Origin of the sequence: Streptomyces griseus, assembly GCF_001715295.1 — a bacterium.
In the GTDB taxonomy this organism is placed as follows: domain Bacteria; phylum Actinomycetota; class Actinomycetes; order Streptomycetales; family Streptomycetaceae; genus Streptomyces; species Streptomyces griseus_G.
On sequence record NZ_MDKB01000002.1, the window covers coordinates 2,018,145 to 2,033,496 of the forward strand.

Annotated in this window: 13 protein-coding genes; 6 read left to right on the top strand and 7 right to left on the bottom strand. The window is 71.6% G+C overall.

Annotated elements, in window-relative coordinates:
- Window positions 1–84: 84 nt before the first annotated feature.
- Together BA175_RS15575 and BA175_RS15580 are read left to right on the top strand one after the other, a co-directional pair.
- Window positions 85–660: a SigE family RNA polymerase sigma factor gene (locus BA175_RS15575; RefSeq protein ID WP_069171859.1), complete on the top strand. Its 576-nt coding sequence runs from the start codon at window positions 85–87 to the stop codon at window positions 658–660.
- A gap of 107 nt (window positions 661–767) precedes the next feature.
- Window positions 768–2,156: a hypothetical protein gene (locus BA175_RS15580; protein WP_438947330.1), complete on the top strand. Its 1,389-nt coding sequence runs from the start codon at window positions 768–770 to the stop codon at window positions 2,154–2,156.
- Between the two features lie 127 nt (window positions 2,157–2,283).
- Here the strand turns inward: BA175_RS15580 and BA175_RS15585 are convergent, their stop codons facing one another.
- Both BA175_RS15585 and BA175_RS15590 read right to left on the bottom strand, forming a co-directional pair.
- Window positions 2,284–3,060 (bottom strand): SURF1 family protein, encoded by a 777-nt coding sequence (locus BA175_RS15585; RefSeq protein WP_069171861.1) that lies wholly within the window; start codon window positions 3,058–3,060, stop codon window positions 2,284–2,286.
- Window positions 3,061–3,356: 296 nt separating this feature from the next.
- On the bottom strand, window positions 3,357–5,222 hold the full coding sequence (locus tag BA175_RS15590; protein WP_069171862.1) for a S9 family peptidase: 1,866 nt from the start codon (window positions 5,220–5,222) through the stop codon (window positions 3,357–3,359).
- Window positions 5,223–5,311: 89 nt separating this feature from the next.
- Between BA175_RS15590 and BA175_RS15595 the strand changes: the two genes are divergently transcribed.
- Window positions 5,312–6,148 carry a class I SAM-dependent methyltransferase gene (locus BA175_RS15595; RefSeq protein ID WP_069171863.1) on the top strand — a complete coding sequence of 279 codons (837 nt, stop codon included), beginning with the start codon at window positions 5,312–5,314 and terminating at the stop codon, window positions 6,146–6,148.
- Between the two features lie 160 nt (window positions 6,149–6,308).
- Here BA175_RS15595 and BA175_RS15600 read toward each other — a convergent pair whose 3' ends face one another.
- Entirely contained in the window at window positions 6,309–7,103 is a 795-nt protein-coding gene (locus BA175_RS15600) for an SGNH/GDSL hydrolase family protein (protein ID WP_069171864.1), read from the bottom strand.
- 394 nt (window positions 7,104–7,497) lie between these two features.
- Window positions 7,498–9,414 carry a molecular chaperone HtpG gene (htpG, locus tag BA175_RS15605; RefSeq protein WP_069171865.1) on the bottom strand — a complete coding sequence of 639 codons (1,917 nt, stop codon included), beginning with the start codon at window positions 9,412–9,414 and terminating at the stop codon, window positions 7,498–7,500.
- Window positions 9,415–9,859: 445 nt separating this feature from the next.
- Here htpG and BA175_RS29665 point away from each other — a divergent pair, with 445 nt between their 5' ends.
- From BA175_RS29665 to BA175_RS15620, 3 genes are all read left to right on the top strand, one after another.
- On the top strand, window positions 9,860–10,294 hold the full coding sequence (locus BA175_RS29665) for a carboxylesterase family protein (protein WP_079159585.1): 435 nt from the start codon (window positions 9,860–9,862) through the stop codon (window positions 10,292–10,294).
- 176 nt (window positions 10,295–10,470) lie between these two features.
- Window positions 10,471–10,980, top strand: a complete 510-nt coding sequence (locus tag BA175_RS15615; RefSeq protein WP_079159586.1) for a Pycsar system effector family protein — start codon at window positions 10,471–10,473, stop codon at window positions 10,978–10,980.
- An 11-nt stretch (window positions 10,981–10,991) separates the two neighbouring features.
- On the top strand, window positions 10,992–11,687 hold the full coding sequence (locus BA175_RS15620) for a Crp/Fnr family transcriptional regulator (RefSeq protein ID WP_069171867.1): 696 nt from the start codon (window positions 10,992–10,994) through the stop codon (window positions 11,685–11,687).
- An 84-nt stretch (window positions 11,688–11,771) separates the two neighbouring features.
- On the opposite strand, the gene BA175_RS15625 is transcribed toward BA175_RS15620, so the two are convergent.
- The 3 genes from BA175_RS15625 to BA175_RS15640 form a co-directional block, all read right to left on the bottom strand.
- The gene (locus tag BA175_RS15625) at window positions 11,772–13,388 is read right to left on the bottom strand and encodes a hypothetical protein (RefSeq protein WP_139131400.1); all 1,617 of its coding nucleotides are present in this window, start codon (window positions 13,386–13,388) and stop codon (window positions 11,772–11,774) included.
- Window positions 13,389–13,414: 26 nt separating this feature from the next.
- Entirely contained in the window at window positions 13,415–14,356 is a 942-nt protein-coding gene (locus BA175_RS15630) for a protein phosphatase 2C domain-containing protein (RefSeq protein ID WP_175420829.1), read from the bottom strand.
- Between the two features lie 317 nt (window positions 14,357–14,673).
- Window positions 14,674–15,351 (bottom strand): vWA domain-containing protein, encoded by a 678-nt coding sequence (locus BA175_RS15640; protein ID WP_069171871.1) that lies wholly within the window; start codon window positions 15,349–15,351, stop codon window positions 14,674–14,676.
- Between the last annotated feature and the right edge of the window lies 1 nt (window position 15,352).

Consider the following 15,352-nt stretch of genomic DNA (forward strand, 5'->3'; position numbering starts at 1 on the left):
GCAGAGGTTCTCGACATCACAGTGGCGGGCCCGTTGCGAGGCGCTTCGGTGCGCCCGCTCCGGCGGCCCCGCGCGGCCGGTGGCATGCCGGTGATCGCGCCCGTGCCGGCTGCGCGGTCCACGCGGCTGCCCTCGCAGCGCGAGGGCGCTGAGGGCGCCGTGGTGGCAGGAACCACGGTCGACCATCTCACCGAGACCTACCGTGCCCACTACCGTTCGCTGCTGGGCCTCGCGGCACTGCTGCTGGACGACACCGCGTCCTGCGAGGACGTGGTGCAGGAGGCGTTCATCCGGGTCCACTCGGCGCGCAACCGGGTGCGCGACCCGGAGAAGACCCTCGCCTACCTCCGCCAGACCGTGGTCAACCTCTCCCGGTCAGCGCTGCGCCGCCGCATCCTCGGCCTGAAACTGCTCTCCAAGCCGATGCCCGACATGGCGAGCGCCGAGGAAGGGGCGTACGACCAACTGGAGCGGGACGCGCTGATCAAGGCGATGAAGGGGCTCCAGCGCCGCCAGCGCGAGGTCCTGGTGCTGCGGTACTTCTCGGACATGACGGAGGTTCAGGTCGCCGAGACGCTCGGGATATCGCTCGGTTCGGTGAAGGCGTACGGCTCCCGGGGTATCGCTGCGCTGCGCGTCGTCATGGAGGCGCAGGCATGAGCGGGGCCGAGCACAGGCACGACGATGACCGGACTGGAAACGGAACTGTGAACCACGGGCCGGACAGCACACCGAACACCGATCCGGCGCAGGACAGTCCTGCACGCGTGCAGGACGGTGCACGTGAGCCGGACGGCGCACGCGAGCCGGACGGCGCACGCGAGCAGGGTGCCGGCGTGGCCGACGGCGCGGAGGCCGCTCCCTCGGCCACGGCCGGTGCGGACGACGCCGCAGCCGCCGCCGGTGACAAGGGAGTTGCCGGTGACGCAACCGGTGGCGCGGCAGCGGGCCGAGGGACCACCGGGCAGCTCGGGACCGGGTCGGCCGCCCGCGCACCGGGCGGTGGCGGCTCCCCGCTGACGGCACTCCTCGGCGGCGGGGCGGGCGGCGGGACGGGCGGCCGAGCGGGCGCCTTCCGCATGGACGGCTGGGACGGCGGAGACTGCGGGGACCGTGCAGAGGGCGGCGCGGACTCCGACGAGGTCGCGCTGCGCCGCATGCTGCGCGGCGCCGTCCAGGGGCTCGAGCCCCGCGACGGCACGCTCGAACATCTGCACCGTGCGGTGCCGGCGCGGCGCGCCCGGCGCCGCCAGGCGGTGGTGGGTGCCGCGGCGGCCGCGCTGCTGATCGGCACGGCGGTTCCGGCGTTCGTGCATGTGGCGACCTCGAACGGGTCGGCGACCGCCGACCCCGCCATCGCCGGCCACGAACAGCAGGCCCAGGGCGGCAACGGCGAGAACACCGGCGTCGATGCCGCGGGCGAGAAGCCGGCCGGCCCCGCCGACCCCGGCAACGAGGGCGGGGAGGACGAAGCCGGTACCTCCGCGGCTCCGTCGGATGATCCTGGATCCGAGCCACGGGGCAGCGGTCCCGCCGGTACCGAGGACCAGCCGGACGTCTCCACGGCGGACACGCCGCCGTGCGAGCCCGGCCAGCTCGGTGTCGCGTCCGCCGAATCCCGGACGGCCGATGCGAACGGCACGGTGTACGGCACCTTCCGGATCGCCAACGTCTCCGGCAAGGAGTGCGCGGTCACCAGTAACGGCACAGTCGGTATCAGGACGACGGGTGCTGCCGACCGGCAGAAGATCACCGTGGTCCAGCACACCGCCGGGGACCCGGCGGCAGGGCTGCCCGATCCGTCGCTGGAGCCGGGAACGGTCCTCCTGAAACCCGCGATGGCGTACGAGGTGCAGTTCGCCTGGGTACCGTCGGACACCTGCCCGACCACCGGCGGTTCGCCGAGCCCGACGCCCACCGTCGGAGACGCCGGCGGGGGAACCGGCGGAGGCGTCGGCGCGGGCGACGGCAGCGCGGGGAACCCCGCGGGCTCCACGGACACGGCACCGCAGTTCGGCAGCGCGGACGAGGACCCGGCGGACGGCAGCGTGGCGGTCACGCACGTCCCCGAGGCCGGGGCGCCGACGGCGGAGACCACGATCACACACGCCTGCTCCGGCACGGTCTACCGCACGGGCGTGCTGCCCGCCGCGTGACGGCGGCCGACATCCGGCACGAGACCGCACCGGGTCCGGTCGTCGTCCACAGCTGCGGCCACCTCCGTGACACCCCGGCCTGCCTCCACCGGAGCGAGGGCCGGGTCACGCCGTCGGACGTCGGTCGTCAGTCGGCGTCGGCCGCGAGTCCCAGTTCCACGTCCCGCGCGGCCTCCGCCTCGCGGCGCACGAGCCGGAACCACATGAAGAGCACGAAGCCGGCGAAGACGAACCACTCGCCCGTGTAGCCGAGGTTCTGGAACGCCTTGAGGTCCAGCCCGCTGCCCTGGGCCGCCGTGGCGGGCACCGGCCGCAGTCCTCCCGTCGCGCCCGCCTCCGGCTCCGGCAGGGTGATCCAGGCGTCGTACACGTCGTACGGGACGAGATTGACCAGTGACGCGGCGCTGATCATCCCGAGCTGGCCCTCGGGCAGCCCGCCCCGGAGGTCGACGCCGTCGCTGCTGGTGTTCTCCGAGGCCTGCAGATCGCCGGTCACCGTGACCGTGCCGGCCGGCGCAGCGGGCACCTTCGTGCCCCCCGGAGTGCCGGGCAGCCAGCCCCGTACCACCGGCAGCGCCTTACCGCTGTCCGTACGCAGCAGATCCAGCACGTAGAAGCCGCTGCGGTTGTCCAACTCACGCCCCGGCACCAGGAACTGGTCGGAGTACGTCCCCGTGGCCACGGCAGGGCGGCCGGACGTCTCCGTGGTCACAGGCAGCAGTTCGTCGAGCGGCTCGGCGGCCCGGGCGGCCGGGTCGGGCCGCTTCTCGGCCTCCTCGTGCGACTGCACGCGGTCCTCGAAGCGGCCGAGCTGCCACGTGCCCATGAACACGCAGAACGGGATCGCCAGCACGACGAAGAGGTTGATCCCCCACCATCGCGGGGTCAGCAGGAACCGGTACACCCCTCCACGGTACGGTTCCCCGCTCCGCATGCCCGGAGCGGGGTGCCCCATTTATCCACGCCTTACGGCCGGCCGGCCCGCGGGAGCACCCCGCTCGCCCCCAGGGTTGTCCCCCGTGCCGGCAGTGACGGCACGGCACCCGCCCTGCCGGCAGGTGTCAGGCGGCCTGTCCCCGTATCGCCGTGTGCCGGCGGGGCGGCCGCCGCCCGTTCCGCCACCGCGTGTCAGCCCGCGGCCTCCGCCCGTTCCGCCGTCGTGTGTCAGCCCGCCGCCTCCGCCCGTTCCGCCGTCGTGTGTCAGCCCGCGGCCTCCGCCCGTCCCAGGTGCCTCAGCGCGAAGTCCAGCTCCAGCCGGACCTGCTTGATCCTTTCCTCGACGACGAGCGAGCCGTGACCCGCGTCGTACCGGTACACCTCGTGGACGGCACCGCGTGCGGCGAGCCGGTCCACGTAGTTCTCCACCTGACGGATCGGGCAGCGCGGGTCGTTGACGCCGGCCGAGATGTACACGGGGGCACGCACGTCGTCCACGTAGGTCAGCGGTGACGACGCGGCGAAACGCTCCGGCACCTCCTCCGGCGTGCCACCCAGCAGCGTACGGTCCATGGCCTTGAGCGCCTCCATCTCGTCGTGGTACGCCGTGACGTAGTCGGCGACCGGGACCGCGGCCAGCCCGAGCGCCCAGGAGTCCGGCTGCGTGCCCAGTCCGAGCAGAGTCAGATACCCGCCCCAGGAGCCACCCGCCAGAATCAGCCGGGCCGGGTCCGCGAGGCCCGAGGAGACCGCCCACTCCCGCACCGCCGCGATGTCCTCGAGCTCGATCAGCCCCACCCGGTGCTTGAGCGCGTCCGTCCACGCGCGGCCGTAACCGGTCGAGCCGCGGTAATTGACCCGTACCACGGCGAAGCCGTGGTCCACCCAGGCGGCGGGACCGGACGCGAAGGCGTCGCTGTCGTGCCAGGTGGGCCCACCGTGTATCTCGAACACCGTCGGGAACGGGCCGTCACCCGTGGCCGGGGTCTGCACCAGGGCGTGGATCCGGCCACCGGGCCCTTCCACCCAGGCGTCCCGCACCGGCACCGAGGCGGGCGCCTTCGCTCCCGGCGGGTCGAGGACGGCGGCACCCGACGTCGACCGCACGGCGGGTGGCTGCGCCGCCGACGACCACAGGAACTCCACCGTGCCGTCGGGGCGGGCCGTGGCACCCGACACCGTGCCGCCGGGGGTCTCCACCCGGACCGGTACCGGCGCACCCGGCTCGTACCGCCACAGCTCGCTGCGGGCCTCGAAGCTGTGGTGCAGGAGCAGCGCCGAGCCGTCCGGATACCATTCGCCGCCCACGTCCCCGGGCAGATCGACCGCGAGATCCGTCTGCGTCCCCGCCACCGGGTCCCAGATCATCGGCTCCCACCGCCCCCGGCGCTGGTGCCCGACGAGCAGCCGGCTGTCACCCGCCACCGGGGCGAAGCCCAGCACCGACAGCCCCAGCTCCTTCGTCCCGCCCTCCGTGTCGTCCAGCTCGGCGACCGTCGAACCGTCCGGGCGCACCACCCGCAGCGCGGAGTGCATCGCGTCGCCGTGCTCCGTGTGCTCCAGCGCGATCAGTGTGCCGTCGTGCGACAGGTCCCCCACCCCGGCCGACTCCCGGTGCCGGTAGATCTCGACCGGATCCGCCCCGGGGCGCACCACGTGGACGGTCGTGCCGTCCTCGTCCGTCGAACGGCCGACCACGACGGTCCCGTCCCGCCCCAGCGCGAGCCCGGCCGGGTAGGAGGGCTCGAGACCCGGCACCGCCGGTTCGTCGGCGCCACCCCCGAAGGGCTGGCGCATCCACACCCCGAACTCGTCGCCGTCGGTGTCGGCGAACCACCAGACCGCCTCTCCGTCCGGGGTCAGGACCCCGTCGGTGGTCCCGTTCGGCCGGTCCGTGGCCTGGCGCTGCTTGCCCGTCGCCCGGTCCCAGGTGTACAGCTCGTACGTCCCCGTCGCGTTGGAGACGAAGAGTGCGCGATCGGGGGCGTCCTCGGCCCACTCGGGCAGGGAGACGCGGGCAGCCCGGAAGCGCTGCTCCCACTCCGGCGGCTCGGCCCCGCCGGGCGGCGTTTCTCCCGCGGCCACCTGCTGCCGCTGCGGTTCGGACGCGTCGTTCTGTGTGTCGCTCATGCCCCCATCCAACCCGATACGGATCCGGCGCCGGGCGGCCTGTGGATAACTGCTGGCGAGCACCATCACCCGGTGGATAACTTTGCGGTATGTACGCACCGACGCCCGATGACTGGCACGAGACCAACCGCGCCCGCTGGGACGAGCGCGTGGCCATCCACGCGGCCGGCGACTACTACGACCTGGACGCCTTCCGTGCCGGCAAGGACTCCCTGCGCGACTTCGAGCTCGCGGAGGTCGGTGAGGTGACCGGCCGGACCCTGCTGCACCTGCAGTGTCATATCGGGCTCGACACCCTCTCGTGGGCCCGCCGCGGGGCCGCGCACGTCGTCGGCCTCGACTTCTCCGAGCCCGCCGTCGAGACGGCGCGGGGACTGGCCGGTGCCCTCGGCCTGCGGCCGGAGCGGGCGGCCTTCGTGACCGCCGACGTGTACGACGCGGTCGAGGCCGTGCCGGACTCCGCGTACGACATCGTCTACACCGGGATCGGCGCGCTGAACTGGCTTCCGGACGTGCGGCGTTGGGCGGAGATCGCCGCGTCGCTGGTCGCGCCCGGCGGTTTCCTCTACCTCGCGGAGTGCCATCCGCTGGGCGAATGCCTGGACGACGCGACCGGCTCGACGGTCACGTACGACTACTTCAGCCGTGACCCCTGGGTGGACGAGACGCCGGGTACGTACGCGGACCGCGACGCGGTGACCGTCCACAACCGCAGTGTCGAATGGCAGCATCCGGTCGGTGAGGTGGTCTCCGCGCTGGCGGCGGCGGGTCTGCGGATCGACTTCCTGCACGAACACGACGTCACGCTCTACGGCCGTTACGGGGCCCTGGAGCGGCACGCGGACGGCTACTACCGCTTCCCGGCCGGCCGGCCGCGCATTCCGATGATGTACTCGATCAAGGCTTCACGGCCCACCGGCGGCTGACCGGACCAGGCCTGCAGAACACCGGCTGACATGGCCCGGATCGCCTTTCGGCACCGCACGATCAGAGCCGTACGACCCGGCGCGCGAGCCCGGATCGCACGGTCCGGCTCCCGTGGAGCCGGACCGCGTGAGCAGGACCGCGAGAGCCGGAGCAGGCGCGTCAGGCCGCGGAACGGAACGCCGGCAGGTATCCGTTCGACTGCCCGATCGCCTTGGGGTGGTACGAGTTGGTGACCGGAATCGTCACGCTGTGGATCCAGGCGTCTCCCGAGCAGAGCTCGTGCCCGGTGAACTCGTCCACCACGCTGGAGAAGGCGAACCCGTGGTCGGCCGCCCGCTTGGCGAGCACCTCGTTCAGCACGCCGGATGCGTTGTTGATCGCGCCGCGCTCGTTCTCCGTGAGGCCGGCGATGCAGCTGCCGGAGAGCTGGTAGAAGCGGGGGTACCCCAGCACCACCACCCGGGCCTGCGGGGAGCGCGCGTGGATGCTGTTGTAGAGCGAGTCGAGGTTGCCCGGCAGCGTGTTCCGGATCTGCGAGATCGCTGTGTCGACGCGGCTGACGCAGGTGGCCTCGCTCTGCAGCACGCAGGTCTGCATCACGTCCGCGAAGCCGACGTCGTTGCCTCCCGCCGTGACGCTGACGAGGGTCGTCGACGAGCTCAGCGCGCCCAGCTGGCCGCCGGCCACACCGGCCGTCGTCGCACCCGAGCAGGCGACGAAGGCGAACGAGGACGGCGAGTTCGCCGCCGCCCAGAGGTACGGGTACGCGTTGGTGCTGCGTTTGCAGTCGCCGCTCTCGGACGTGTAGCTGCCGGCGCCGACACCGGACGAGTAGGAGTCGCCGAGAGCGACGTAGTTGCCGCCCGCTGCGGAGGCGGGCTGCGCGAGGCCGAGTACGGCCGCGGCGCCGATCGCGAGGGTGGAGAGGGAGGCCCAGAAGGAACGTACTGACATGGCTGTCAGCCCTTCGAAGTGTGGGGGACGGGGCAGGAGTTCGTGGGGCGAGCACGTTTGTAGCAGCTCGCGGTACCCGTCGGTAATAGCCCCGGAGGAAGTCGTCTGATATGCCCGAATGACCGTTCGGGCATGACAGCTCCGCGCGTAGATAAACCTCTGACAAGGCCTCGGACAGGCGAACGTGCGGGACGAGCACGGCCTCGGGATTTCCTGAGTGCCCGTCGGGCGACCGTTCCGGAACCCGACCCGAAGGTCTCACCGTGCGCGAAGCGCGGCCGCGCTCCTCCCTCGTGTGCGCCCCGGCGTTTCGTGTCGTCGTCCTGTACGCCTCCGGACACACGACCGCGGCCGCCAGGACTCCTGGCGGCCGCGGTTCCGGGTGGGGTCCGGCCTACAGCGTGCGCTCCAGCCGGTCCGCCATCAGCCTGCTGAACCGGGACGGATCACTCAGCTCGCCGCCGTCCGACAGAAGGGCGAGCCCGTGCACCAGTTCGGCGGTCTCGGCGAGTTCGCCGGCGGCATCCTGGTCCCCGCCACGCTCGGCATGAGCCCTGCGCAGTCCGCTGATCAGTGCGTGGGACGGGTTGAGTTCCAGGATGCGCTTGATCTGCGGCACCTCCTGGCCCATGGCGCGGTACATGTTCTCCAGGGCGGGAGTGACGTCGTGGGTGTCCGAGACGATGCAGGCCGGGGAGACGGTGAGCCGTGAGGAGAGGCGCACCTCCTTCACGTGCTCGCCCAGCTGCTCGCCCATCCAGGTCAGCAGCCCGGCGTACTCCTGCTGCTGCTTCTCGCGCTCGGCCTCGACCTCCTTCTTCTCCTCGTCGGTGTCCAGGTCGACCTCGCCCTTGGCGATCGACTGCAACTGCTTGCCGTCGAACTCCGGCACCGACTGGACCCACACCTCGTCGACCGGGTCGGTGAGCAGGAGGACCTCGAAGCCCTTGGCGCGGAAGGCCTCCATGTGCGGCGAGCTCTCCATGGCGGCGCGGGACTCGCCGGTCATGTAGTAGATCTGGTCCTGACCCTCCTTCATGCGCTCCACGTACGAGCGCAGGGTGGTGAGCCCTTCCTCGTCCTGCGTCGAGGCGAACGAGGAGACGTCGAGGATCGCGTCACGGTTCTCGAAGTCCTGCAGGAGCCCTTCCTTGAGGACCCGGCCGAATTCCTTCCAGAAGGTCCGGTAGTCGTCCGGCGACGCGGACATCATCTCCTTGACCGTCGACAGCACCTTCTTGACCAGCCGCCGCCGCATGAGTTCGATCTGACGGTCCTGCTGGAGGATCTCGCGGGACACGTTGAGCGAAAGGTCCTGCGCGTCCACGACACCCTTCACGAAGCGCAGGTACGTCGGCATGAGCGCTTCGCAGTCGTCCATGATGAAGACGCGCTTCACATAGAGCTGGACCCCCCGCTTGTGCCCCTGCATGAACAGGTCCTGCGGTGCGTGCGACGGGAGGAAGAGCAGCGCCTGGTATTCGAAGGTGCCTTCCGCCTGCATGCGGATGGTCTCGAGCGGGTCGGTCCAGTCATGACTGATGTGCTTGTACAGCTCGCTGTACTCCTCATCGGTCACGGAGTCCTTCGACCGCGCCCACAGCGCCTTCATCGAGTTGACCGTCTCGGTCCCGGGCTCGGCCCCTTCGTCGCCCGTGGCCGGGGCCTCCATGCGGATGGGCCAGGTGATGAAGTCGGAGTACCGCTTGACGATCTCCCTGATCTTCCACGGGGAGGTGTAGTCGAAGAGCTGGTCCTCGGTGTCCTCCGGCTTCAGCCGCAGCGTGACCGAGGTGCCCTGCGGGGCGTCGTCGACGGATTCGACGGTGTACGTCCCCTCGCCGCTGGACTGCCAGCGCGTGCCGGTGGCCTCACCCGCGCGGCGGGTGAGCAGTGTGACCTCGTCGGCCACCATGAAGCTCGAATAGAAACCCACACCGAACTGTCCGATGAGTTCCTCGGAGGCCGCCGAGTCCTTGGCCTCCTTCAATTCCTGCAGGAACTTCGCCGTACCGGAATTCGCGATCGTTCCGATCAGCTGGACGACCTCGTCGTGCGACATTCCGATACCGTTGTCGCGTACGGTCAGCGTCCGCTTCTCCTTGTCCACGTCGAGGGCGATGTGGAGGTCGGAGGTATCGGCCTGGAGAGTTTCGTCGCGGAGAGCTTCCAGTCGCAGCTTGTCCAGCGCATCCGAAGAATTGGAGATGAGCTCGCGCAGAAAGACGTCCTTGTTCGAGTAGATCGAGTGGATCATCATCTGCAGGAGCTGGCGCGCTTCTACCTGGAACTCGAATGTCTCGGCCGGCATGGGTGCGGGTTCCCTTTCTGGGGTTAAGTCATCAGAGCCGAGACATATCGTAACCAGGCTCCGCAGCCCCATGTGCCCGGTTCTGCAGCGCAGTCGGGCCTCGACCTTCCGGATCCTGTGAGGCCGGGAAGGGTGAGGGCCCGGGGCCGGTCCCGGGCTGCCGGAGGTGATGGTGCGGAGGTCGACGAGGCGGAAGGCTCCTGTCCCCAGGTGTCCGCAGGCCGTGCCGTCATCACCCAGGTGCGGTCCCGGTCCGTGACTGGGAGGCGTCCCCGGTGAAGAGGGCGTCTCCGACGTCGTGCAGGCCCTCGACCGTCCCTCGCCCCCCGGACCAGCTGGGACGGTCGGCCAGATGGCGTCCGTTGGGGGGCAAGGTCGCCGCCCAGGTCGAAGCCCAGCCCAGTACCCACTGTCCGCCTATCGCCATCCGTAGACGCTCCGGGCGCTGGGCGCCGCCCTGACGGACGCCGCATTCGCCTGCCAGGCATACGAGGCGAACGAGGCACTCGCCCAGCGGACGCCACCGCATGCCTACGAGTTCAACGATCCCCACCCCGTCGCCTACGACCTCTACGCCGGGCCCGGCGCCGGGCACACCGCGGAGATTCCCTATGTGTTCCAGGAGCCCGCGTCGGCGTGGAAACGGGCTTCCACGGCTCAGCGGGCGCTGTCGGACACGATGCTCTCCTACTGGACCCGGTTCGCCGCCACAGGCGATCCCAACACACCGGGCACGCCGCCGTGGCCCAGGTACGACCTCGTACAGGAACTCATGCCCGGGGACACCGCGCCCAACTCGGCCTCCGCCTTCGCCCGCGACCACCAGTGCCGCTTCTGGCTGCCCTTGCGCCACTCCGGTCAGGTGAAGCTCTACTTCTAGCGCTCGCGCAGCGGTCGGCCAGAAACGGAGCCCCGCCGTCGTCACGCACCGCGCGACGCCCGGCCGGGGCTCCAACTGGCTTGTTCAGAGCGGCATTCGGGCTTGTCCGTTCGGGGTCGGCCGGGGGCACGCCGTGGCTATAGTGGCGGAGGTACAGAGAATCGGGGGATGCTCCAGTGTCGCAGGACGAGTCCCGTGCCGAGGCCGTGAAGGTCGCCTGGCAGATTCATGCCTCACTCCACGAATCGACCCGCACGGTGGACGCCAAGGCGTCCTTCGCCCTCGCGATGGAGTCCGCCGCCCTTGCCGGGATCGCCGCCCTGTCCGGCGGCGGCCGGGCCCTCGACCGTGTGACCGGGTTCTCCGAGTTCGTCCTCTGGTTGGGCGTGGCCCTCCTCGGGCTCTCCGCCATCCTCGCCGTTCTCGTCGTCGTCCCCCGCCACAACGGGCAGGGCCGCTCGCCCAGCCCGGGCGAGGACGAGTTCCTCTTCTACGGCCACCTGCGCCACTGGTCCCCTGACGACCTCGCTCAGCGGCTCGTCCGCGCCGAGGTGCTGCCGTCCCTCAGCCGCCAGCTCGTGATCATGAGCGGCATCGCGTGGACGAAGCACCGGCGCGTCCAGCAGTCCCTGGTGCTGGCCGTCGTCGGTAGCCTGCTGGTCGCCGTCGTCGTCGCCCTCGCCTGAGTCGCCTCCCCATGGACAGCGCAGCGCACCGCCGAACGCGCCGTACGCCCTTCTGGTCACTGCTCGACGAGGAGGCGAAGGAGCGTCTGCGGGCCGCGGGCACCCTGACGGCGTTCGCGCCCCGGCAGACGATGCTGCGGCAGTACGACCTGACCGACCACGTGCTCGTCATACGGCGCGGCTGCGCCAAGGTCGCCGTGAACTCCGCGGCCGGCTACGAGGCCGTACTCGCCATCCGGAACGCCGGGGACCTGCTGGGTGAGCAGGCGGCCCTGGACGGCGGCCCGCGCTCCGCCACGCTCACCTCGCTGACCCGGGTCGAGGCCCTGGTGATCCCGTCGCCCGTGTTCCGGTCCGCCGCCCGGTCCGTGCCCGCCATCGGCCTCGCACTCCAGATGGTGCTCTCCGAACGGCTGCGTGAGGCGGACAGTCACCGGGCCGCCGTGGGCTCGCACGCCGTCCAGGCCAGGCTCGCGGCACTGCTGCTCGAACTCGGCGCGGCGTACGGGCGTCCCGTCGGCAACGGATCGGTCCTCATCGCGCTGCCTCTGTCGCAGGACGACTTCGCCGGGCTCGTCCTCAGCTCGCGGAGGACGGTCAGCAGGGTCTTCGAGCAGTGGCGCGGCCGTGGCTGGGTGACGACCGGGCGGAACAAGCTGACCATCGACAGGCCGGACGAGCTGAAGCGGATCGGCGAGGGGCACTGACCGGCGAGGGCACAGGGCCGCCCGGAGCCGTCGACGGTGCCCCCGATCCCCTCGCGTCACCGGGACACCCGCCCGGTGCGGCCCTCACACCTCGTCCCAGGCCATGGCAGAGAGCCCGTACCCCTCGGCCACCGGGTTCCAGGCACCCACGAAATCCTGCTTCGCGCGGGTCGCCCGCGTGTTGGCGCGGGACGCGTCCCGCCAGTGGACGGAGGCCTGCACGGCCTCGGGCGTACAGCCGCTCATCACCTCACCGGCGAGCCGTGCGTACGCGCGGTCGGCTTCCGCCGACGCCCGCCAGCCGGACCGGAGGCTGCCCGTCAGGGAGTCGGGCAGCAGATCCGCGTCCAGGGCCTCCAGATCCCGTACGAGCTCCTCCCGCTCGGTTGCCGCGTCCTGGAAGACCCCCTCGGCTTCGCGCAGCCCCGAGCGGCCGGGGCACGTGGTCAGCCGGCGCACCGCCGCTCCCACGTCGCTGCGGTTGCCCTCGTTCCGCTCCAGCAGGCCGCCCAGGGCCCGCACCTGGGCCTCCTCGGTGCGCGGTGCGGAGGAGGCGGAGCCGTCCGGACCCACGTCCTGGCCGTAACTGCCCGTGCCCGTGGAACCGGAGCCCTCCCCGAACTCTCGTAGGAGGTCCGGGCCGTAGACGAGGGCCAGGACGACCAGGCCGACTGCGACCAGCCGCCGGCCGGCCCTGGACCTGGGGGGCCGGGCCGGTACCGGCCGCGGCGCGTGGGGGAGGCGGGGTGCCACCGGCGGGGTGTTGGCCACGGTCAGCGGCGGCCCCTGCGGCGCGGCTGCTCCGCCCTGCGGGGCGGACGGAGTGGTCGGCTGCTGCCCGGAGCGCGGTGGGGTGGGAAGCACCGCGGGGGCCGCGGTCACCGCGGCGGCCAGCGCTTGCAGCCACTGTTCCAGGCAAGGCCGCCGGAACGGATCGGAATGGAGGCTGCGCTCGGCAAGCAGTGCCACGGCGGGGTCGGTGGCACGCAGGACCGCCAGGTCCTGGCCGTCCTGCGATCCCGCGAAGAGCCGTGCGGCGAGCAGCCCGAACTTGTAGGCGTCACCCGTCCATCGGCCCATCCGCTCACCCGGAGGCAGGTCCCAGCCGGGTGTGTCCACCGGGGGGAGTGCCCAGGTGCCGCGCAGTGCCATCGCGTCGCAGTCGATCAGGAAGCAACGGGGCGCCCCTTCCAGCGAGAAGAGGACGTTGTTGGGCGACACGTCGCCGACGACCACGCCGAGGGAGTGCAGCCGCCCCAGGGTGCGGGCGAAGTCCAGGAGCAGTTCGAAGCGCTGGCGGGGAGTGATGGTGAACCCTGCGACCGCGAAGTAGGACGCAGGGTTGAGCAGGTACTGAAAGCCGGCGGGCCTGGACTCCTCCGGCGCGAAGGCGAGCCGCACGAAGAACCGCTCGGGGATCTGGCGCATCAGGAAACCGCTCACGCCCTGGGAGTCGGTCACCAGCACGGCCGGCCAGGCAGCGCAGTCGGCGAGCCACCGGCCGGTTCCCGGGGGCAGGGAGGGAATGAAGTCCACCATGGCGGCGAGGACGCCGGGATCCAGGCCCGCCCGGATCCTGGAGTGGTACTCCTTGTACGCGACCGGCCAGGACCCGTTGAGGGTGCGGTCCCTGACCGCCCACACCGTTCCCTGCCCACCGGAGTTGAACCTCTGCCCCCTCACCACCGTATCGGTGGTCATGGCCCCGGGGTAGGGCCCGGGCCCGGTCACCCCGCTGCTCCCGTGGCGCGGCCCTCGTCGAGGCGGTGACGCGGCCAGACAGCGAGCAGGGTCCGGTCGTCGTCGAACGTCTCGCGGGAGAAGTCGAGCAACTGCGCGACGGCCTGGGGTTCGCGTGGCGGACGGCCGAGCTCGTACGCCATCACCTCCCCGATCCGCCCTGTGCCGTCTCCCAGGGGATCGCCGAACCCGTCCGTCCCGACCAGCAGCACCCCGTCCTCGGGGAGCGTGTACCAGGTGCCCTCCACCTGTGGCGGCACCCAGGGCAGTGCGGCCACTGCCGACGAGAAGATCCCGTCCGCCGACTGGTCCTTGCCGCCCAGCAGGGGATGGAAGAGGCCTTGGTGGAGCAGCCAGGCACCGCTGTCGCCGACGTGCACCAGATTGACGTCCAGCTGTCCGCCCGCCGCGGGCCTCACCACGCCCGTCACCAGTGTCGTCGCCAGCAGGGTCTGGGCCTCCTGTTTCTGTTCCCGGGTCGGCTCACCGCCCCGGGTCACGCGCATGACGAGCTGGTACGCGGCCGCCGCGACGACCCGCTTCCAGTCGACCTGGTTCCTGCCCTCGTCCAGTTGCCGCAGCACGTCGGAGACGGCGGTACGGCAGGCGAGCGCCGCACCCACATGGGACTGGGGGGCCGCCGAGACACCGTCCGCGACGGCGAACACCACGGCGCCGGTCGGTTCGTGGGCGGCCACCACCACGTCGTCCTGGCGCGGCTGCCCGCCGTAGCGGTGTGCGTCGCCGCGTACGGACGCCAGCCGGACGGTCAGCCCCTGGGTCGACCATCCGTCGAACAACGTGTCGGGGCGGTAGGGGTCGGCGGGCGGTGGTTTCGCCTCGAACCGGGCGGTGGGCCGGCCGAGCACGAAACGCGACCACGCCGGTGGCGGCGCCTGGGGGGACCTGGGCTCCCGGGTCCTGAGCACGGGAGGCAGCGGGGCGCCGTGGTCCGGCAGCGGGGCCGGCTGGGCGGTACCCAGCGGTTGCCCCTCGTCCGGCGGCTCCGGGGCATGGCCGGGCCGCGCCTCCTGCCCGGGCCGCGGCGCAGGGCGCGGGGGCGGCGGCTGTCCCGCCGGCGGCAGGACGACGGGGCGGTCCCCGTCATCCTGCCGCGGCACGGGGAGGTGCCCGTTCGGCCCTCGTCCGTCCGGAGCCCGTCCGTCCGCTGATGCGGAGGGGCCGGAGGGCGGCGCCCACGGCTCCTCCTCGTCCTCCCGCCGGCGCCCGAAGAAACGCGGCACGCTCACACCTCGTCGATCGCGAGCCGGAAGCCTTCCGGCCGCTCGACGACCAGCTCCGGCTGCCCTGACGCCATCGCGTTGCCGGACTCGACCACACTCTTGGTGAGCGCGGTGAAGAACCGCGCGATGGACTGGCCCAGTTGCGCCCCGGGAACCGAGATGAAGGCGAAGTCCTGCTGGGTGGCGACGCTGAGCATCGTCTCGGCCTCGGCCTGCCCGATGCCGCAGGCGATGATGTTCGGCGCCGCCTTGGTCACCGAGCGGTCGACGAGTTCCCGGTGCCTGTCCTGCCAGGCTTCCCCGTAATTGGGCTGGCCGTCGCTGAGGAAGAACACGGCGGGCCGGTGGACGCGGTAGCCCTGACTCTTCAGCGTGTCCACATCCTGTGGAATACGCCTCAGCAGCGCGCCGAACGCCGCCTCGTAACTCGTACCGCCGCTCGCCGTGAGGCGGGGAAGCTCGCTCTCGGCCCGCAGGTCGGCGAGAATGAGCCGCTCCGTCACGCTGTTGGCGAATCCCAGCACCGAAAAACGGACCTTCGCCGCGGCCATCGGTTCACCGAGCAGGGCCCGGTGGAGCGAGGCCAGCCCGGCGTTGAGGTCGCCCACGTACGGATGCATGGAACCGGACTCGTCCGCCAGTACGTACACCGGCAGCAACTGCCCCTGATTTTCGGCCATC